Raw genomic sequence first — 21,754 nt, 5'->3', positions numbered from 1 at the left:
CCGTCTCTTTTATGTAATATCTTCGTTTGAATGTTCGTTAAACTCTCGCTAAACATAGTAAAAAGCAGTACGATTTGTTTTCAAATCGACTGCTCTTCTTTATTTTTCATCCTGCTATTAAAGTTCTATACGACTACCGACTCGGCGAAAAACGCTCGATTACTACTCGCTAATGTAATCCCATCAACAATGGTGAATTGACCATGTAAACGAATATCATCGGAAGCGGAACCGATCATCACTTCAATCTCACCTGCTTCAACGATCCAATTCATCTTCTTATCAAGAAATGCGAGTTGGCTCATTTGTAAAGTGAACGTAATATTCTTGCTTTCCCCAGGCTGCAGGGAAATTCGCTTAAAGCCAGCAAGCTCCTTGTTCGGACGTACCATTGATGCAAGCTTGTCTGTGAAATAAAGCTGTACGACCTCGTCACCTGAGTGCTTACCGACATTTGTAACCTTGCAAGAGATTTCAACGTATCCGTTACCCGCCACTTGTTTGGAAGAAGTTGTAAAATCTGAATAGCAGAAATCCGTATAGGACAAGCCGTGTCCAAAGTTAAATAGAGGTTTACCTGATTCATTTACATATCCATCTTGGTTGTTCATCATCGCAAAGCCTCTGCTAGCATAACCGCTGCCTTTTTGGTAGCTATAGTAAGATGATCCTTGACCTGCGCTGCGAATACTTGTAAATGGAAGTTTACCACCTGGGTTATAATCACCAAATAGAACGTTAGCAATGGCTTGTGAACCGCTCTGCCCCGGGTGCCAAGCTTCGATGAGTGCTGGAATGTTTTCCGTAACCCAAGCACTGCAAAGTGGACGCGGACTCATATGAACAACAATCATAGGCGTTTGGGTCGCATAAACCGCTTTGATTAGCTCTTCTTGCACACCAGGAAGGCCAATATCTGAACTATCAATCCCTTCACCAATGGAACAACCTTGTCCCCAACCACTTTTAGCCCCCATCACCATGATGACTAGTTCCGCTTCCGCAGCTTGCTGAATGGCTTCCTCAAAGCCTGAACGATCTTCATCCATGATACCGCAACCTTGGGTATAAGTGACCTTAGCAGCAGGAATCTTAGCTTCTATCGCTTTCTTCACTGTTGAGGACATCGGATACATGCCTACTAGCATCGGTTCAAGTGATGGTCTTTTCATTGAACCGCCATTAATGTTCGTTTCGGCTAAATCAACACCAGCCATCCCGCTAGTATCGTTATTCGCCATCATATTCATACCCATTTCCACCATTGCAGGGAACGTATACGCCCCATAATTACTCCGATACAAATCACCATTTGGCCCGATGACCGCCACCTTTTTAATTTCTTTGGAAAGAGGCAGCATCTGGTTCTCATTTTTTAATAAGACGATAGATTCATTAGCAAGTTTAGCTGATAAATCATTATCTTCCGGTTGGTGGTAGCTTGCTTGGATAGCTTCATAATCTGGATACGGTTTCTCAAATAAACCTAGGCGGAACTTCAATTCCAACATCCTTCGTACCGATTGATCTACATCTGAAATTGGCAAGCGATTTTGCTTAACAGCTTCGCACAGAGAAGAGCCATAGTACTTTACCCTAGGTAACTCTACATCCATCCCCGCTTGCAGGGCTTGTATACCTGCATCTGTGATATCCTCAGCGGTATGAAACGATTCTTCCAATCTTCCGATCGCCATATAGTCAGAAACCGTGAGCCCCGTAAAACCCATTTCGCCTCGCAATAAATCGGTTAGAATCTCTTTGGAAGAAATAATAGGCTCACCATCAAGGGAACCATACGAGTTCATCACGGAAGCAAGATCAGCCATGCGAATCGTAGCTTCAAATGGTTTGGCATGTACTTCACGTATTTCTCTACGCGTTATATGTTGACTTGCCATATTAAGCGCGCCTTCGGACATACTATATCCAAGGAAATGCTTCGCAGTCGCGGCAACACCTTCTTTTAAATCATCGCCCTGGATGCCCTTAACAAAAGCAACACTTAAACTAGAAATCAAAGTTGGATCTTCTCCGTACGTTTCTCCAATTCGACCCCACCGAAGGTCGCGTGCAACATCCATAACCGGAGAAAGCGCTTGCCGAATTCCAATTGATGTCATCTGCTTGCGAATAACGTCGCCCATCAGCTGCACTTTTTCCGGATCCCAAGTAGCACCGAGTCCAATGGCGATCGGATAGTTCGTTGCTTCTGCGAAAATACCCCCTGATAACGCTTCGGCATGAATAAGGGCTGGTATTCCTAAATCTGTTTCTTCTACTAGATACTTTTGAATTTTTTCGACTAAACTCGCATTTTCTGCCACCGACTTTCCGCCGACTAGCACAGCTACTTCACCTATGCCATTTGTAAGTTGATCTTCCAGATGATCCAAAGTCCCTCCAATGGACATCACACCGCCTAGTTGGGCTATTTTCTGTTCGAGTGTCATTCTTGACATCAAGTCCTCAATACGTGTTTCGATAGTTAGATTAGGATTTTGGAATGGAGCATTCTTTATTTTCAACATCTTGCACCTCCGAATTTTTATGTTGCCCTGCTCAACCACAAGAAGTTAAAGAATTAATGAACCGTACGCTACTTTATTGTAGGGTACGGCTCAAGATTACTCTTATTTGCCTGCAGCTTTGGACCAAGTATCAAATTGCTTTTGTTTCTCAGTAAGAATCTTATCAAGGCCAGCACTTTTAAGCTTCGTATTGAATTCTGCAGTCAAAGCAGGATCCAACGTACCACTTTCCAGTCCAACTCTATATTGATTGATGACGTTAGTTGCGGCAGCGATTTCTGTTTTCACAGGTTCTACGTTAAATGTAAAGCCAACTGCTTTCGATGCAACCGCACTATCATTATGTTTCTTCATCAATTCCCAAGTTTTTGGATCCGTGCCTTCCCATATGTAGGTAAGGAAGTTGTTGCCGAGTTCCCACTGGTTAAATTGGTAACCGCTTTTTGTGACCCCGCTCGGAAGCGTAATAATGTTATCTGACTTTTTCACATAGTGCTTGCCTTCGATACCTAGTGAGATTAAGTTGGCAATGTCCTTATCCGTGTACATGAGATTCATGAATTGCATTGCTCTTTCAGGATCTTCACTATTTTTGGTGATCGACATCATAAAGGATGTAAGATAACTTGTCGTCTTCAACGGTTTTGTCAAACGAACAGCAACCATTTCTTTCCCCGTCAAATTCGATTCCTGTGCCTCAAAGCCAGGCTTCATGTTCGATGTGTAAGAGAAAGCCTTACCTGCTTTCACCAAACTAGCGCCCGTTTCTTGCGAAGTTGCAATATCCTTCATAATATAACCTGCTTGATACCATTTACGAGCTAAGGCAATAGCATCTGTAAACTCCTTCGTTTCGAACAGGTTCACGATTTTGGTGCTGTTCCCCGGATCGGCAAGTACACCCAGCCTGTCTCCTAACGTATCCACAATACCATTGTACATATTGGTTCCAGGCAAATTGCTGTTCGTTTGCTGAACCAATGGTGCCATTCCTGGCTCGTTATCTTTAATCGTTTGGAAAACGGGTTCCAAATCTGCCCAAGTTTTGATTTTGCTCAGATCAATCTTGTATTTGTCAACTAGATCCTTCCGCATAATCAATCCATAATCGGCGGCAAGATCCTTCATGCTCGGAACTGCATATGGCTTACCATCGATTTTGGTGCCATTGATCACGTCCATCCCAACTGTATCAACAATACCTTTTCCATATTTCTTCAGTAAATCATCTAATGGCTCCAATTGCCCTTTAGCGACTTGGCTACCATAGTTAAAGACGGAGGAAGAAACCATCAGATCAAGCTTCTCATTTCCTGCCAACATGAGATTCGTTTGCTGTGCCCAAGCGGAAGCGTTGATGGGCACTAGTTTAACGGTCGCATTGATTTTTTCTTTCGTAATTTTGCTGATGGCGTCTGCCACCTGATCGGTATCAGGCATATCGTTCAACTGTAGATACGCCATTGTCAGCGCATAAGGCTTGGAATTGGCCGGCTTGTTACTGTCTGTCGCTGCTGCTGTCTTCTTGCCATCATCGCTACCACTGCTCCCACAAGCAGACAGAAGAGTCGTCGATACTAGCACAATACTAAGTACTCCGCTTAACTTTTTCCATTTCTTTTCCATAGCTTGTTATCCCCCTAATTATGCAAATATGATGTCTAATCTATACTAATCGAATCCAAAGATTCAAGAATAGCCACATGCCTTATCCTTTTACAGCACCAAGCGTGAGACCTTTAACAAAAAATTTCTGAAAGAAAGGGTATGCACAGAAGATTGGTATGATACCTATAACGGCTATTGCTAAACGAACTGAGTCGGTTGGGACATTCGTAGCAGCTTGTGAAGCATTGTTCATGCTGCTCTGCTGAAGGAATTGAAGATCGCTCAGCATTCGGTTCAGCATATTTTGAATACTGAAGAGCTTACTGTCGGTCACGTAAATTAACCCATTAAACCAGTCGTTCCAATACGAAATGCCCAGCATCAGTCCAATTGTAGCCAAGATCGGTAAAGAAAGCGGCAGCACAATCCTGTAAAAGATTTTAAATTCGGAAGCACCGTCAATATAAGCGGATTCAATGATTGCTGGAGGAATCGATGTGCTGAAAAATGTACGGATCAGCAAAATATAAAATCCATTCGTGAGCAATCCAGGAATAATGAGTGCCCAGATCGTATTTTTAATATGAAAAACTTCGGTGTAAATCAGATAGGTCGAGACAAGTCCGCCGTTAAAAAGCATTGTGAAAAATACAAGAAACGACAACACTTTGCGAAGCGGCATATCACTGCGTGACAAAGGATAAGCAAGCATTGTCGCGATTGCGAGACCTGCTGCTGTTCCGACAATGGTGATAAATACGGTTATTCCGTACGCCCGGAACAATGTTCCTGAGCTTGCCATCATAAATCTGTATGCATCCAAACTTAACGCACTTGGAAAGAGCGAATATCCGTCATGGATAATGGCTTTCTGATCTGTGAAAGAACCCATAATAAGCAGAGCAAACGGAAAGATGCAGGCCAAAGCCAAAAGAATAAAAATCAGATTGACCACATATTGATTCATGTGATTCGATTTCATAAAAACACCCTCAGTTCTTTTAGAATAAAGCTTGATCCGGGCTTTTGCGGCGAATGATAAAGTTAGATATAAGAACGAGTATGAATCCCACGACAGACTGGTATAATCCCGCGGCTGAAGACATTCCTATGTCCCCAAGCGTCATTAGCCCACGGTATACGTAGGTATCGATAACATCCGTTGTTGACTGTAACGGACCAGAATTAAGCGGTACCTGATAGAACAAACCGAAATCTGAATAAAAGATACGACCGATGCTCAACAAGGCCATGATAGTAATTGCCGGGGCTAAGAGCGGCAGTGTAATCGTGCGAATTTGCTGCCATTTGTTCGCACCGTCCAACGTAGCTGCTTCATAATACTCGTGATCGATTCCGACGATGGCCGCTAAGAAAATAATGCATAAGTAGCCCACATTTTTCCAAATATTAATTAGTGTTAGAATAAAAGGCCAGTACTTCGATTCCGAATACCATGAGATGGGATCTACGCCAAACAGCGGTAAAATATGATGATTAATGAATCCATTCTCCACATTCAACATGGCAAGCGCCAAATATCCGACAATAACCATAGAGATTAGATAAGGTAATAGAATAACACTCTGGTAGAAACGGGACATAAAGCGGTTTCTCACTTCATTAAGCATAATGGCGACTGCGACAGCCAACGCCAGATTGATGACAATGAAAAAACCATTGTATAACACCGTATTTCGAGTAATGACCCAGGCATCCGACGTTTTAAACAAATATTCGAAATTTTTGAGACCTGCCCAATCACTTCCCAATATCCCCTTGCGGTAATTGATATTTTTAAATGCGATGATGACCCCGAACATTGGGAGATAATTGTTAATGATCAAATAAAGCATGCCCGGCAAGATCATTAGAAATAGCGCGCGGTAGCGTTTAAACGTTTTCACTGACTTACGCAGTGTACCTGGCTTACTTATAGCCTTTGCGCTTTCGTATAAAACTTCTGCTTTGGTGTCCATCCCTATGTCAACTCCTTCTCTTGATAGCTTTAGTATAGAAGAAGTTTAACCAGGCTTCTCTCCACGAATACGACTTTATACTTTAGTTTTTCCGACATTATCCAAAAAAAAGACTCCACACTAGTTACACTTGTTGGTGGAGTCTTTCTATTTTTTATCAAACTGCTTTCTATATTCATTGGGATTCATATTGACAGCTTTTTTGAAGTGCGTTGAAAAGTAAGAAACATTCGAATAACCCGCTAATAGCGCTACATCTAAAACGGATTTATCCGAACTCACAAGCAAATTTTTGGCATACTGAATCCGCTGCTGCTGCAAATAGTCGGAAATGGATATGCCCGTTTCCTTTTTGAACACCCTTGTCAAATAATCAGGGTTTAAAAATACGTGCGCAGCGATAACTTCCCTTGACAATTCCGATACAGAGATATGAGCCGTAACGTATTGTTTCACCTTTTCTACAACTGACATGCTCCCTTCTGTTGAATGGATCTGGTTCATAGCCACTTCGATTACGTATTGCACCCAGTCTTCCAATGCTGTTATCGATCGCAATACTAATTCAGGCTTTTCCGTGAGTAGATTAGCTGCAAACACCTTATTCGCAGGTAATCCCTTTATCTGAAGAACAAAGAAAAGCATTTGGAGAAAATTCTGATAGAAGCTGTGCAAATACGGCGCGTTTATCCCTTCTTTGCTCTCTCTTAACGACTGGAATAATAACTTAACTTCCGTTAATATCCTATCCTTAGACCCTTGCTTCATCCACTCTGCCCAATCATTCAGTGACGGAAGCTCAACCACGGACTCCGATTTTTTCATATTCCAGAGCAAAATGGTTTCATTAAACACAGAGACATTATTTCTGTCCAAATCGTTCAGCCTTTTCAGCATGGGTACGACTTCATGAAGAGAGGCCGGTTCACTGATGTAACAGCACAGATCACAGTAAAAGTATTGATTACACGATTGAATGTATTCTTCGCTTACTCGCCGAAGCTCCTGCATGTGATGTTGGCGCTCGTAGGGAACCATGATGAGTAAACTTCCATTATCCGGAGAGATGATCGCTGTATGCGGATTATTTCGTGTAATCTTCTCTTCCGCAGCATTCTTCAAAGCATATTCCATAATTCGCTCATCTCGCTGATTTAGATTCTTATACCAACGCCTAACACGAATCAATATCAGTACAAAGCGCATGGTATCCATAGACAATAACTGATACTTTTGTAAATACTCCGATATTTTCTCCGGGGTAGAAGGAATCGATTGTTGGATCAAATCCTGCCAAAAACGTTCTTTCATCAATGGCTGATGAGATTCCCATAGCTGGTAGTAATGCTTATAAGTTTCTTCGAAAGAAAGAAGCTCCTTGTCTTTTTTTATTTTGACCATAACCTTCAGAATCACATCTTCAAGTTCCTCGTAATCCACAGGCTTCAATAAGTACTCGAAGCTGTCCAACTGGATCGCTCGCTTCGCATACGAAAAATCCGAGTGACACGTTAAAAATATCGTCTCTGTGCTAGAGTAATGTTCTCTTACCCAGCCCAGTAAATCTATGCCGGAGCCATGCGGCATTTCAATATCACAGATCATCACATGAACCGGGTTGTTTGCATAAATCTCCTGCGCCTGCTTCATACTGTGTGCTGTATAAACGGTAGAGATATTAAGCTTGTCCCATTCAACGCCGGCCTGTAATCCCCTCACAGCGTGTACTTCGTCGTCGACGATTAACACATGAATCATTTTACACACCTCCTGTTAGTGGCGTATCTGCCGGAATACGGATTCGCACACACGCGCCTTTATCAGTTTCATTATAAAAATCAATAGTCGCTTTATTGGCATACAACAAGTGTAGTCTGCGTTTGACGTTCCAGATACCAATGTGCTCTCCTTCTTCACTTGCCAAATCCATATTCCCCTTCAATAATTCAAGAATTGGCTCCGGAAAGCCTGGACCTGTATCCTCGATATGAATAACAACCCACTCCTGTTGTTCATCTTCGTCCGTATGCACTCGGATATCGATTTGAATCCGTTCATCCAAATTAACAGCATGTTTAATGGTATTCTCCACCATCGTCTGAATAACCAGAGGAGGAATCTGTAATGAAAGAACGGCATCAGGTGCTTCGATTTGATACGTTAAAACTCCTGGAAATCGCAGTTCTTGAATCCGCAGATAATTTTGAGTGTGGAGCAGCTCCTCCTTGAGTGTGACCACGTAGGAATTACTGCGGAACATAAACCGAAAGTAAGTAACAAGACATTTGGTCATCTCATGTATTAATTTAAAATCCTTGACCGTTGCTAAGTTGTAGATGATATTCAGCGAATTCAGAAAAAAGTGAGGATTGATTTGTAACTGTAGCTGTTTAAGTTCAGCATGCTGATGCATTAATTTCTCTTCATAAACATTAATTTTCAGATATTGAATCTCAGTTATCATTCGGTTATAGGTTTCATTCATGATACCAAACTCGGTCGATGTCGGGTAATGCTCGATTTGCGAATTCCAACGACCTTCCCCTAATTTTCTCATAGCTAAAATGATTCGATTGATCGGAAGTAAAAACACTTTTCGCATGTAAATAACGAACAATAGCAAAAAAACGATAGCACCAATCGATACAATGGAAGAAATACGTTGAAGGTAAGGTAAGTTCTCCAATGCAACTACCTCGGGGATTAATGTGAATAAGTAAAAGTTTCCTTTCTGTGACGGTTCCCCCATAACTAAATAATCCTCTTTCGTGCCAGATATCGTGTACGTTTTTGGGGTTAGGGCTAATCGAATACCTTTTTGAGTGATTAAATCCTCATGACTCATGGGCGCTAGTTGATCCGAGGTTAAAAGCGCAGCACCGTTTGATCCGAGATTAATGAGTTGAAGAGGAATCATAAGCTTCTTTGCATCAACCCATGCCCCAACATATACATTTCCGGATTTAATAACGTGGTATAAATAATGATTTCCTTCCGATTGCCACGTATACCATCGATACACATTTGGAGTCACCGAACGATCCTGCAGCATCCGATTAATTTCATTTGCAACCTGCTCGCGCTCCCCAAACCCATTTCCAAAACCTTGCGTCATAAGCAGCTCTTTATTTCGACCCGAATATATAAAAAAAGAATCGATTCCCTTGTAATAGCTGACATCATCCTTAATCAATTGAAATAACCGAAGCTTCGCTTTCGTATAGTTATTTTCATTTGCAAGTTTATCCGTATCGAAATCAAGCAAATCTAGGTTAGTTTGTGATAAATTGATCAAATAATTGTCCACTTCCTGCAAACTTCGGTCAATCTGACCCATATACAAGCTCATTAAGTTTTTATTGGACTGAGCCACTTGATTACGAACCACTTGGGCCGAGTAGTGATTAATAACCAACAGAACGATGATCAGAGGAACTATCGTGAATAACAACCCAGAGAAAAGCTTTGTCCGCAAGGAGTTCAGCCATAAATACTTTTTTTGCATGGAAGCAGCACTCCTTTGTAGGTATAAGAGGTCTCACTATTATACGAAAAGACCATTCCACTTAAAAGCGGAAATGGCCTTTCGTTAGGAAGAGTTCCTCTTTACGTACTATTAATTATTTTTAACAATCGGAAGCAAGAGGAGTGAATCATACTTCCCGCCGACATAAATAGAGTGAGTTCCTTTGTTCACCGTTTCCTTGTGCCCATAGCCTCTTGAACCACCAACAGAGGTTTTTTCGTCAATGACCTCGCTGCCTTTTATGACCAGCACCAAGCTTTCTCCACTTTTCAAGAGGATACTTGAAGGTAATATTTCAATTTCCACTGGCACAATCTCACCTTGATCAAGCTTCAATAATCTCTTGTGCTTAAGTACCGGCTGATATGGCGTGGATTTCTCCGTATCCAACTCTCTATGGGAAACCCTCAGCCATCCTTGGGCCACCTGGCCGTTTTCAATATGGTTAAAGCCTGGAAGCAACACTTCATTATCGTGTCTGTCGAACTTCTTAATGCCGATAAATAGATCCATATCATCCGCATCGTCGGCAGAAACCCAGAGCTTAAGCTTCATATTTCCAGTAAGCTCGATGTCTTCGTTAGCAGTAAATTTAAACCTCACATCACTATTATCTATCTGCCCAGGCTCGGCATTATAGGTAAGTCTGGTTTCATTCTGAACAGCAAGTGGTTGCAGGGACATTTCTTCGCCATTCAAGTAATATTCAGCATAGGTTGTATGGGCTAGCGGCCATTCATTCGCGGTGCGAATATGCCCCTTATAGAATTTTTCTCTGACCTCGTAACGTACCCGCGGTGTTTCCATCCAATCATTCTCAATGCCTTTCAGGAAATAATCGAAAAACTCTTTCTGCTGTTCCAGCGATTCACGCAAATAATAGGTTTCCCACTCTTTACGGCCATGGACCAACAGCCACTTATCTTTGGATGATGCCTCATTGAAACCTTCGAACGTACCACGACAATGCAAGCCTTGGGTCGACCAGCTTGCGCATACAAACATGGGCACCTTGATATCGGACAAAGTAACCTTTCTTTCCTCCCAATAATCATCGAGTAATGGGTGCTCGTTTTGCGCAGCAATCATATCTTCTATTTTATTATTTGGCCACCGGCCTTTTAATAACTCCTGGAATGATGATGTGAAAGCTGTTTCCGGTATGCCGCCGTGAAAGTACCATTCGCGGTACAGATCCGAAGTACCTTCCCAGGGGATTATCGCCTTCAGATGAGGCGGATTCAAAGCGGCCACCCGCCATTGGGTCATGGCCAAATACGACACGCCATTTAATCCCACATTACCGTCGCACCAATCTTGGACGCCGGCCCATTCAATGATTTCATAATAATCTTGGGTCTCATCTTTCGTCCAAGGATAGAGTTCACCTTCTGAATTTGAACTCCCTCGTGTAGCGATTTTGACCATAACATAGTCGTTTGGCACCCAAAAACCGGGATCAGGTGACTCAAATGGCGTAAACTGCGATGTGACGATACTTCCTAACGTCGGCCATACTGTACGAAAAATCTCATAGGGGGGTAGTCCATCTTTATTATAGGGATCCAAACTCATTACCGCAGGAAACTTCCCAGGCTTATCTGGACGAAATACATTAACGTAAATTGTAATCCCATCCCGCATTGTAATGGGAACATCCTTTTCCATGATCATTTGTTGATTTCCATAATTCGCAGTCGTCATGACTATTTTATTCAAACCTGATGTAGTATCCGTTGGAAGTGTTGGTTTCAAATCGGGCCGACCCATGAATTTGTTCATTTAACATTACTCCCCTTCATCTAATAATTGATGAACCAATAAAACTCCAATAATTTAAACAGCAGTTTTACTAAGATGCTAAATTGTTACAGATTCTATCCATATTATTTCCAATCGGGTCCGACGCTAGATAACATTCGAAAATTAGATATAATTGAAGTATCCAATGATTGTTTTTCAAATGAAGAGGGGATAACGCATGAATTTGCTCAGTTTGAGATATTTTATAGTGATCGCAGAATATTTGAGTTTTACGAAAGCATCAGCGCACCTATTTATTACACAACCAACTTTAAGCCGACAAATATTAGACCTGGAAGAAGAGCTAGGCGTACAACTTTTCGTACGCGGCAGACACTCACTAAGTTTGACTAAGTATGGTGTACGCTTTTTACCTGAAGCAACGGAAATCATAAGAAAATGCGATAATATTCGGGAGATCGTGCGGAAGGAAGATGATGATGATGGCAGCATAATCGGCTTGCTAAGTATAGGATATCAAGGATTTCTTGATACTAAGCTCATGCATCATACGCTGAAGTCAGTAGCCAAAAAGCATCCGCGCATTGACTTTTCGCTTTCAGGAGGGAGCCCTCCCGAACTAAGACACCATCTTTTAATTAACAAATGCGATGTGGTTTTTGCATTAAATTCGTGTGTTGCTAATATTCCAAATATAGCGTGTATCAAACTCCAAGCGAATGAATTGCAAATTGCAGTTCCTCGCAATCATCGATTATCGAAGTACGATTCGATTGATATGAAGGAATTGGCCAATGAAGATTTTATCATGCTTGAACGCAAGATCTCTCCATTTACCGTAGATTACGCTACCAGCCTTTGTATGAAAAATGGCTTTTCGCCAAATGCTTCCTATTACGTTGATGATGCTGAAAAAGCATTGCTTTTAGTTGGTTCAGGTAAAGGCATCACCTTTCTGCATTCTGCAAACAACATTAATAGACCTGATGAAACCTATGACATAAAGGTGTTAAGCATAGAAGGAATTGATAATAACTTGGATTTCGTATTGGCATTTAAAAGAGACCACACAAATCCAATCATTCCGATATTTGTTTCTGAATTAATGAGTTTCAATGAACCGAACAACTAAACTAGCTAGTCCCGGGTAAGATCATATAGGGGGCTTGGAAGTAGGAAAGCATCCAAGCCCTAGTCACTCTACGCTTATTCTTTGATCCTGAATCCAACAGATTTAAAGCCGCCATCCATCTCAATAAACTCTACTTTGGCCGAAAAAGGCAGCTTGCTGATCAATTCATTTACATTCTCTTCGTTTACACCATACAGGGCAGCATGAAACTGGTTTCCGTCTTTAAAATGTCCAATCGCTATGCAGTATGGTTCCTTATTTACGAAATACTGATTCGCTTTGGTGAAGGTATAATCGCCTACCAAGTTGCTATTTTCATAGATGATCTCATCCATCATCGCTTCATCGCCCATATCAAACCATTCTAGGTCCGTGCTGCCGCACTTCTGGCAGGTGGGCAGGGGACGCCATACAACATCTCCACACTCTTCGCACTTCATGCCCAGAACCTTATTTTCCTCTAGTGCATCATAATAGGTCTTCAAGATTGGCCGTAGTTTAAACATATCTAATCCCTCCTTCTTACCCCTTATCCTCAAGGAGAATACCAACAGTCGTGTGACCGCCCCCCATACCGCGCACCAAGCACTTGCGTACATCCTTATTAACCTGACAGTCTCCGGCCTCGCCGCGCATTTGGAGAATAGCTTCGCTAATCATATTAATCCCAGAAACAGCGAATGCATGTCCAAAGCTAAGATCGCCACCATGTGGGTTAATCGGCTTGTCCCCATCGAAACAGGTTCTACCGTCCAATTCATACTGGTAACCCTTTCCTTCGGGCAGATAACCAAACACTTCAGCGCTATCCAATTGCTCACCAGAGGTCATAACAGTCGTAATCATTAAATCCAACTCATTCGGATCCACATCATCTGTATAGAGGGCATCACGAACATCGACATTCATTTGGTGGAAACAGTAAGGGAATCTCTGTGTATTCGACGAGCTCGCATAGTCAATAACCTCAATCGGCTTCTGGCTAAATTTCTTGGCGATATCCGTCGCACAAACAACGATCGCTCCAGCAGCTACATTGTGGAGAACACTGCCTCTTTTACGAATAAAGCGAGTGATCTTGCGATTGTGTTCCTCTGATCTCATGTATTCTAAAACATCGTCATATCCAAGCTCTTTGGCGATATCTGTAAATTCACGTCTCTCAGCGGCTCGAGGATTCCGCGAAGCATTACGGCGTAAATTGACCGCCATAGCGTTATAGGTGTCATCCAGCGTTTCCTCGGAAATCCCATAATTCTTCATGTAATATCTGCCTTGCTCATCGGTAAGCAAATTATCGCTAACGCCATCAAAGCGGTAATACGTTGTATCAAACAACGCTCGACCTGGCGACCACCATTCATCATATTCTGCAATCGAACGCAACATATGTGCTGGTTGATTTCTTGCATTGAAGTGTTTTGGAGTTTCAATCCCCGCACACAAAACAATGTCACATTTGCCCGAAGCCACAGCGTTGCATGCCTCCATAAAAGCAATGTAGCCGCTTGCACAAGCCTGTTCAATGTGTATAATAGGCTTTCCAGCCATACCGATCCACTCTTCTAGGGTACCGACCATAGCCAGCACATTTCCAGCAGTTACGTAATTGGCCATCTGCGAATATACGATTTTATCAACATCGCGAGGTTTGACACCTGCGTCCTCCATAGCCTGATGACAGGCGCAAGCCCAAAGTTCATAAATGGAAAGGCCTTCATACATAGGATCATCAAAGTACCTCTGAGGAAGCGTACTCGTACCAATAACAGAAACGGAGCGTGCAAGTTTTTGTTCCATATTGTTCTCCTTTCTATGCTGTAAATGAGCTCAACTCTCGCAACCTATGTTGCGTAAATTCACTATAGCTCGGTTTACAATATCCTGTGAAATTGTCTTTTTGTATAGCTGTAGACGATTCGTAGCTTTGTATTCATTAAAAGTATAGATGGGGGTTTTCAAAGTTTTATTCGTGGACGCCGATTTTTTGAGGTTAAGCAACTTAACTACCCATTCCGATTCCCAGTAACTCTTCATGCCAAAAGAAAAAAAGGCCGTGAAAGTCGGCCTTTTTTCCGTATAAAGCTCCAATAGTAACTTATGTTCCTTTTTGCTAAAGAAAGCTTACCATTTAAACCTTGTAGAATGTCTTTTTACAAACACAGCCGCTCTTATTCACAAGTTCCAAACCTACTCTTTCACAGATCCCATCATAATACCGTGAATAAAGTATCTTTGCATGAAGGGATAGATCGCAATAATTGGAACTAACGAAACCACAATTTTAGCTGCGTTTAATGTTTTATTGGACACAAGGCTGGCTTCAATCATTTCTTGGCTAGACATCCGGCTCGGATCAATTTGAATGAAAATAGATTGTAAATAGGTCTGTAATGGCATCCGGCTCGGATCATGAATGAATAGGAGCCCATTTAAATACTCATTCCATGTTGTGACGATGGTGAATAAGGAAACCGTTGCTAGTACCGGCATCGACAAGGGCAATAAAATTTTGAACAGGAGCTGCCAAGGATTTGCTCCATCCATATCCGCCGATTCTTCCAGCTCTTTCGGAATACTGCGAAAGAAGTTGATCACGAGAATCGTATTAAATACGTTAACGATAGAAGGAAGAACGAGTGCACCCATACTATCGAATAAGCCAAGCTTATTGACCACCATATAGAAAGGAACGAGTCCCCCGTTAAATAACATACATAAAATGAGCAGCCACATGAATGGATTTCGCAGTGCAAACTGCTTCGAAGTTCGGGAAAGCGGGAACGCAAGCAATAAGGTAATAATGAAGCTTAACCCGGTTGTATATACAACGCGCTGGATGGAAATCCAGGCTGATTTAAAAAACTGCTTATCCTTCAGAATACTGATATAGGAATGGATCGTCATATCTCTTGGAAATAGGGAGACCAGTCCTCCCTCGGCTTTGGCCGAAGAACTCAAGGAAACCGAGAGTGTATGAAGTAAAGGTGAGATGGACAGCAGCATAATGATCAGCATGCCCAGTATGACCACATAGTCAAATGTCGTATGTTTCTTTCTTATTGAGGCAGTCATTGGATGTCCCTCCCTCTAAAAGATGCGATATCCCGCAAATTTAGATGCTAATTTATAAGCCGTAACGATAAGGAATAAGCTAATTACCGATTTGAATAGCCCAACCGCGGTACCAATTTCATAGTTGACTTGTTCGAAGCTCACCCGATAGACATACGTATCGATAATATCTCCTGTTGGTTGAACCACGGGATTATACAAATTAAATACTTGGTCAAACCCAGCATTCATCACGCTTTGCAGACTTAATGTTGCAAGAAGTACAACGGTTGTTTGAATACCTGGAAGACTAATATATTTGATTTTCTGCATCCGTGAAGCGCCATCCATGTCAGCAGCCTCATACAGCGATGGATTAATATTCGTCAGCGCGGCTAAATACACAATCGCAGCAAAGCCGAACTCTTTCCATACATCAGAAAGGACAAGGATAGGACGGAACCAGAAATTGCTTCCCAAGAATAGGATTGGATCTTGTACGCCCAAGTGCATAAGTAGCACATTCAGTAAGCCATTGGCTGCTAGAATATCTTTAATGATCCCTGCGATGATGACCCAGGACAAGAAATGGGGCAAATAGACAATCGTTTGAACAAATCGTTTGAAAAATGTCAGCTTAACTTCATTCAAAAAGAGCGCAAAAGCAACAGGTACAAGTAATCCTGCAACAATTTTGGAAATTGAAATAATAAGCGTGTTACGCAATACTTCCCAACTTGCTGTGTTGTGGAACATAACTTTAAAGTTGGCCAAGCCTACAAAAGGGGAGTGCCACATGCCTTTCCCAGGATTGAAGTGCTGAAACGCCATAACAATACCACCTAATGGAGCAATGTTAAATACAGCAAGTAAGGCAATGCCTGGGATCAACATTAATAGGTAATGATAGGTTGCTGAAGCGTTTTTCAATTTCATGTTGACACCTCGATTCATCTTCGTTCATTTGTTTAGAAAGGGCGCAAACCAGTGTTTGCGCCCCCCATGATGCCACTAACTGCTTATTTGTTACGTTTATCAACTTCGGTTTGAACTTCTTTCGTGATTTTATCGCCGCCTTGTGAGTTCCACTGTGTCACGAATGAATCAAAGGAATCCAATGGCTGGGAGCCTAGAATAATTTTGAGATACGTTTGCTTCTGAAGTGTTTGAAGATCCGTCCACGATTTAACCATCGTTTCGGTTTGACCGCCAAATACGTTCGGAGTCACGACGATATTGCTTTCATTGTCCGTTACAACCTTCATCGCATTATTGTATGCTAAGTAACCTACACGATTGGCAATAGCCGCATTCAACACATCTTTGGATGGGTTCGTTTTCAGTACATTTTCCAGCGGATTTTTCATTTCAGCTTCAATGTTAGCTAGACCCTGTACTTCTGTTGGTCCTAGGATGCTCTTATCTGCCTTGCCAGCAAGAATATCATTATATTTCTTCTGTTGGTTATAAATAAGTGCAGGATCATTCACAGCCAAATCCAAAAATTGCGGATGTTTTGCAACAGCGACTGTGCCTGCTGCTTCGTATTTCGCATTGGTATCATTCAATTCAGGAATCGTTTTATCTTGGAACTCCGTTGAAAGATTGAGCAGCTGAATAGCAAGCTCTGGGTGCTTAAAGCCTTTTTTCACAACCATATACCCACCTGGGTTCGGGTTAGAACCCACATTCAATTTGCCGCTTGTGCTGAGCAACGGATAGGCTTTCCAATCCGCGTTCGGATTGTTATAAATGGTGTTCCCTAGCGGATAGTACGGCGCATACCAAGCTTCAAATACAATGCCTGCACGACCAGAACTCACGTCTTCAGTCGTTTTACCGCCATCCTTCAAACCGTATTCCTTGTCGAGAGATCCTTCTTTGAACATATCACGCAACGTAGCAAGCGCTTGCTTCGCTTCTGGCTGAATACCGCCATATTTCACTTTGCCATCTTTGTCTTTCATCCATGTACCAGGGAACGCATTGTCCGCCCAGTAAATGGCATCTAAGGTATGCAAATCAAAAGCAGGGCTGTACATGCTGTTCGTTTGTGCAACCAAACCTAATGTATCATTTTTACCATTGCCATCCGGATCCTGGGTCGTAAACGCTTTCGACAATTGTCTAATATCATCGATCGTCTTCGGTTCTGGGAGATTCAACTTTTTACGCCAGTCTTCACGAACCCAAACGAGCATCGGTTGTTCTTTTTCCATACCGTATGGGATGGCCATCATTTTCCCACCGTTTTTAACGGTATCGAAAGCATAGGGATTCGCAGCATAGCGCTCTTTTACTTTTTTCGAAGCATATTTATCAAAATAAGGTGTCAAATCTTCGATCATATCCCATTGTTCAAGCGTATTCAACATGCTTACGATATTCTGACCTTCTAGGGAGAACATGTCAGGAATCTTGTTACTTGCAATATCCAAAGATAATTTCTTAGCGTATTGATCGCCGTCCGAGGGTGCTGTCCATAACAGCTTGCCCTTCACATTCAACGTTTTCTCCACATAATCTTGGTAGCTGTTCTTCTCGTAGCTTTCACCTGCAGGGAATTTAGGATCCTGATTAATACTGCGAACAACAGAATATTCAACCGTTTCTTTATAAGGCGCCATTGGATCACTATTGCTTGCAGCAGCAGTCTGTGACGGTGATTCCTTTGGCTTTTCTGTTGACTTGTCCTTCGTATCTGTTGAGCACGCTACCGTGGTTACCAACATACTGCTTGCAAAAATGATAGAAAGTAACTTCTTGCTACGATTCATGTTTTGTTTGCCCCCTAGTCAATTAATCTTTCTCTTACACCTTTATTGTACTTAATTTTGGCGAATTCCCTATCAGAGTAGTGGGCGTACTCTGGTAGATAAAAGATCGACATTCCAACACCATATGCACACACCACATTCACTTTTCCTACTCGAATCACTCATTTGTCTATCTCATCGTCGATTGGCGATGCATGTCACGATATTCCGTCGGGAGCACATGCCGGTGATGCTTGAACACTTTGCTGAAATATTTCTCATCTTTAAAACCGGATTGCTCCGCGATCGCATAGATAAAATTATGCGTAGTTACCAATAAATCTTCCGCTTTGCGAATCCGAAGCTCAGTCAAAAGCTCATGAAATGACATCCCAACGATGGGGCGGAAGCATTGTCCAAAGTAACTTCGACTTAAGGCCACTCGCTGAGCAACGTTCTCCTGATTTAAGTTCTCTGCGATATCTTTCTGCATGACGAGAATCGCTTTATAGATGCCGATTGCGGCCTCTTCCGAGAAGGAACTTGTCTGTAGAACGTTCCTTAATTGGGACAGCATCGTACTTAATTCATGCCAACACATTACCTCGAACCGCACATTTCTTCGCCATAACTCCTGAGGAATCCAAGTCAGATGAGAGATCGCTTTCAAGAAATCAACGACCATTCTACGAAATTCCTGGGAGGGGGGTTGGTGTTCTTCAACTAACTGCTGCCAAGTTTGAAACAAGCTTGTATCATAAATCCAGTGAAGCGATTGAAAGAGTCGACTAATCTTCTCCGCCTCTCCCTGTTCCTTAGACTTCTTCTTCGGAGAAATTAACTGCTGTACGTTACAAACAAGCGGTGTAGGATGATCCTCGCGATAGGTATAAAAGATCGATTCGATCATGCCTTTCACCCAATCCTTGCTTGCGTAATAGCTTTCCGTATCTACAGATTCAGAGATGATGGGTATCCAGGTTTCGTATAATTCATTGGCTTCCCACATGCGATGAATCTCCTGCCAGGACTTGAAAGCATGCTCAGTTATGCGATAACATTCCTGCTCCATGGGGATAATTGTCGGTTTCATTTCCCAGGTTATTTCGGCTGGCGATGCACCAGGAACTAGGGAGAACAGAAACATGTCTAGCGGCATTTCCTCTTTGCTGTGACCAGCGTGGGGCTCACGCTGCTTATCCTCACGTATCCGTTTCTCGATTCTTGCCAACGCTTCTTCCATTTTGCCTTCTTCAATTTGCGTTTTCACCAAGTAGTCGATCGCACCATACTGCATCGCTTCAATCGCATATTGGAAATCTTGATGGCACGTTAACACCACGATCTTAATCTGAGGATACCGTTGTTGAACTTCTTTCATGAGCTCAAATCCAGACATCTTCGGCATCGTTAAGTCGGTAATCAAGACATCAATTAGCTGCGCTTCTAGCTGCTGCAGCGCTCGCTGCCCGTTCTCCGCTTCGCCTACAATTTCGAACCCGTAATCTTGCCATGGAACGGTTAATATTAACCCTTTTCGAACAAAATGTTCATCATCTACGATTAATGTTTTCATTCTGTCATCCCCCCGCTAAGAATTGGCAATCGAATCCGAATTAGCGTCCCCTTACCAATTTCACTATGAATATCGATGGTATGCTGCTCGCCAAAATATTCGCGAATCGTTTGATTCACAAAATTAAAGCCTATTCCTAAGCCGCTCTTTCGGGCGTCGTTTTCTGCATACAATAACTTCTCTTTGGTCTCTAATGTCATACCTTGCCCGTTATCTTCCACTTCTATGATGAAGAAGGTTGCCGATTCTTTGAAGACACGAACATGAATCTGCCCATCATCATCCGCAAACCCATGATACATCGCGTTCTCCACTAGCGGCTGAATCAAGAAGCGTACAATAATTAGTTCTTCTGCTAGCGGATCAATATGAAAGTCGACTTGAAAGTGGTGGTTATATCGAATCTTCTGTAAGGTAACATAATCCTTTAAAGCATTAATCTCTTCGCGAATTTGTACCATTTCGCCCTCTTTGCCTAGATTATAGTGCAAAATACGAGAGAATACGGATACTAGATTGACGATCTCCTCCTGCTTATGCATTCTAGCAATCCACTGAATCGTATTTAATGTATTGTGAATGAAATGCGGGTTAATTTGATATTTGAGCTTCTGAACTTCCAGCTTGCGTTTATTTTTCTCTTTCTCTTCAACTTCAATGATGAGATCTCGAATTTTGGTTCGCATCAGGTAGAATCGATCGATGACTTCGTCGAATTCCACAATGTTCATAGGCACATAGGGGCGATCAAATTGTAAATCCGCCGTCATTTTAATTTCATTTTTCAATAGATGAAGCTTCTGATGTATAATGCGCCACGTCATCCAAGCTAATAATAAGCTGATGGCTAGTGAGCCTATGGCAATCAACGTATACCTGGTTGACCATGAAATGATTTCATTGGATAAATCATTTTTATCCACAACCGCTACAATGGACCAATCCCCTTCTCCACGCTCGGCGAAAAGCTTTTGACCGTGTTTGGAAACAATTTGGCTTGCTTTATTATCGGCTAGTGTCAACTGCGAATTTACCGGATAGGTCTTTGCCAAATCGCTATAAAGAATATGTTGTGAACCATCCGTGATTAAGTAATTCACATGAAACCCGAAGGCATCCTTCGGGAATAAGTCACGAAACACTTTAAAATTCGTTTCAATATAGACATACGTTTTCGGCAAATTTTTATTGCCTGTCATTTCTTGAATAATGGAGAAAACCATATTATCACTGTATAAATAAATACTAGGATGTGGCCCTTGATATAAGGTAACGGGTTCCGAGCGCAGCACAGGAAAATCCATCGGATTCACGTTTTTTTTGATCAGCATCGTCTCGAAGAGATTCAGCTTCTGTTCGGGAATGAAATAGTACATCGCGCCAAGCCCTTGATTCGCATAACTGATCAGCGTAAGTCGCGATTCGATATCACTCTGGATGTCCGATTTCAAATTGTTCGGAATGGTAGGATTCATGTACTGCTCCAATCGTCCACCAATATCCCCATCTAGCGTAAGCTGGCGGGAAGCATACCCCAAATTATCCAAGGAAGATTGCATGGTATGCACAATCTCCTTCATTCGACTTTGAACACCTTTCTCAATATTGTTCTGTAGGATTGAATAGATCGAATAGAAAGAAATACTCCCAAGGAGCAAGATAGGAATCAAAACATTGGCTATCATAATAACCACTAATTTGAACCGCAGGGTATTCGTATGAACCAATTTGCCTAACTTCGTTATCATCGCTATCTTCCCCAGTCTCTCGCATAAATCGGAATCCATGCCTAATATCAAAAGGACGCCTCACAGCTACATGAACCCCT

The 21,754-nt window shown here is 42.2% G+C and carries 15 protein-coding genes; 1 reads left to right on the top strand and 14 read right to left on the bottom strand.

The features are described 5' to 3' along the window. Nucleotides 1-125: 125 nt before the first annotated feature. From A8709_RS09225 to A8709_RS09195, 7 genes are all read right to left on the bottom strand, one after another. Nucleotides 126-2,531 (bottom strand): glycoside hydrolase family 3 N-terminal domain-containing protein, encoded by a 2,406-nt coding sequence (locus A8709_RS09225; RefSeq protein ID WP_065852068.1) that lies wholly within the window; start codon nt 2,529-2,531, stop codon nt 126-128. A gap of 102 nt (nt 2,532-2,633) precedes the next feature. Continuing rightward, the gene (locus A8709_RS09220) at nt 2,634-4,157 is read right to left on the bottom strand and encodes an ABC transporter substrate-binding protein (RefSeq protein ID WP_065852067.1); all 1,524 of its coding nucleotides are present in this window, start codon (nt 4,155-4,157) and stop codon (nt 2,634-2,636) included. An 82-nt stretch (nt 4,158-4,239) separates the two neighbouring features. Then, nucleotides 4,240-5,121 (bottom strand): carbohydrate ABC transporter permease, encoded by an 882-nt coding sequence (locus tag A8709_RS09215; RefSeq protein WP_141692470.1) that lies wholly within the window; start codon nt 5,119-5,121, stop codon nt 4,240-4,242. Nucleotides 5,122-5,140: 19 nt separating this feature from the next. Next, on the bottom strand, nt 5,141-6,118 hold the full coding sequence (locus tag A8709_RS09210) for an ABC transporter permease (protein ID WP_065852066.1): 978 nt from the start codon (nt 6,116-6,118) through the stop codon (nt 5,141-5,143). A 147-nt stretch (nt 6,119-6,265) separates the two neighbouring features. Further along, nucleotides 6,266-7,876: a response regulator transcription factor gene (locus A8709_RS09205; RefSeq protein ID WP_065852065.1), complete on the bottom strand. Its 1,611-nt coding sequence runs from the start codon at nt 7,874-7,876 to the stop codon at nt 6,266-6,268. Between the two features lies 1 nt (nt 7,877). Next, nucleotides 7,878-9,623, bottom strand: a complete 1,746-nt coding sequence (locus A8709_RS09200) for a sensor histidine kinase (RefSeq protein ID WP_065852064.1) — start codon at nt 9,621-9,623, stop codon at nt 7,878-7,880. A gap of 111 nt (nt 9,624-9,734) precedes the next feature. Next, entirely contained in the window at nt 9,735-11,426 is a 1,692-nt protein-coding gene (locus tag A8709_RS09195) for a CocE/NonD family hydrolase (RefSeq protein WP_065852063.1), read from the bottom strand. A gap of 199 nt (nt 11,427-11,625) precedes the next feature. On the opposite strand from A8709_RS09195, the gene A8709_RS09190 reads away from it, so the two are divergent. Next, nucleotides 11,626-12,540, top strand: a complete 915-nt coding sequence (locus A8709_RS09190; protein ID WP_065852062.1) for a LysR family transcriptional regulator — start codon at nt 11,626-11,628, stop codon at nt 12,538-12,540. Nucleotides 12,541-12,614: 74 nt separating this feature from the next. On the opposite strand, the gene A8709_RS09185 is transcribed toward A8709_RS09190, so the two are convergent. The 7 genes from A8709_RS09185 to A8709_RS09150 form a co-directional block, all read right to left on the bottom strand. Then, on the bottom strand, nt 12,615-13,046 hold the full coding sequence (locus tag A8709_RS09185) for a Zn-ribbon domain-containing OB-fold protein (RefSeq protein WP_065852061.1): 432 nt from the start codon (nt 13,044-13,046) through the stop codon (nt 12,615-12,617). A gap of 16 nt (nt 13,047-13,062) precedes the next feature. Continuing rightward, nucleotides 13,063-14,340 carry a thiolase family protein gene (locus tag A8709_RS09180; RefSeq protein ID WP_065852060.1) on the bottom strand — a complete coding sequence of 426 codons (1,278 nt, stop codon included), beginning with the start codon at nt 14,338-14,340 and terminating at the stop codon, nt 13,063-13,065. 390 nt (nt 14,341-14,730) lie between these two features. Further along, nucleotides 14,731-15,615, bottom strand: coding sequence for a carbohydrate ABC transporter permease (locus tag A8709_RS09170; protein ID WP_065852058.1), 885 nt, complete (start codon nt 15,613-15,615; stop codon nt 14,731-14,733). A 15-nt stretch (nt 15,616-15,630) separates the two neighbouring features. Continuing rightward, a complete protein-coding gene (locus A8709_RS09165) occupies nt 15,631-16,530 on the bottom strand; it encodes an ABC transporter permease (protein WP_065852057.1) in 900 nt (299 codons plus the stop codon). Between the two features lie 83 nt (nt 16,531-16,613). Further along, complete coding sequence (locus tag A8709_RS09160; protein ID WP_065852056.1) at nt 16,614-18,371, bottom strand: type 2 periplasmic-binding domain-containing protein; 1,758 nt, start codon at nt 18,369-18,371, stop codon at nt 16,614-16,616. A 169-nt stretch (nt 18,372-18,540) separates the two neighbouring features. Then, a complete protein-coding gene (locus A8709_RS09155) occupies nt 18,541-19,926 on the bottom strand; it encodes a response regulator transcription factor (RefSeq protein ID WP_065852055.1) in 1,386 nt (461 codons plus the stop codon). Beyond that, nucleotides 19,923-21,674 (bottom strand): sensor histidine kinase, encoded by a 1,752-nt coding sequence (locus A8709_RS09150; RefSeq protein ID WP_065852054.1) that lies wholly within the window; start codon nt 21,672-21,674, stop codon nt 19,923-19,925. Before A8709_RS09150 ends, A8709_RS09155 begins: the two co-directional genes overlap by 4 nt. Between the last annotated feature and the right edge of the window lie 80 nt (nt 21,675-21,754).

Source organism: Paenibacillus pectinilyticus (genome assembly GCF_001700435.1).
In the GTDB taxonomy this organism is placed as follows: domain Bacteria; phylum Bacillota; class Bacilli; order Paenibacillales; family NBRC-103111; genus Paenibacillus_E; species Paenibacillus_E pectinilyticus.
Note: the sequence above shows the minus strand (reverse complement) of the source record. Positions and strands in the feature narration are given on the sequence as shown.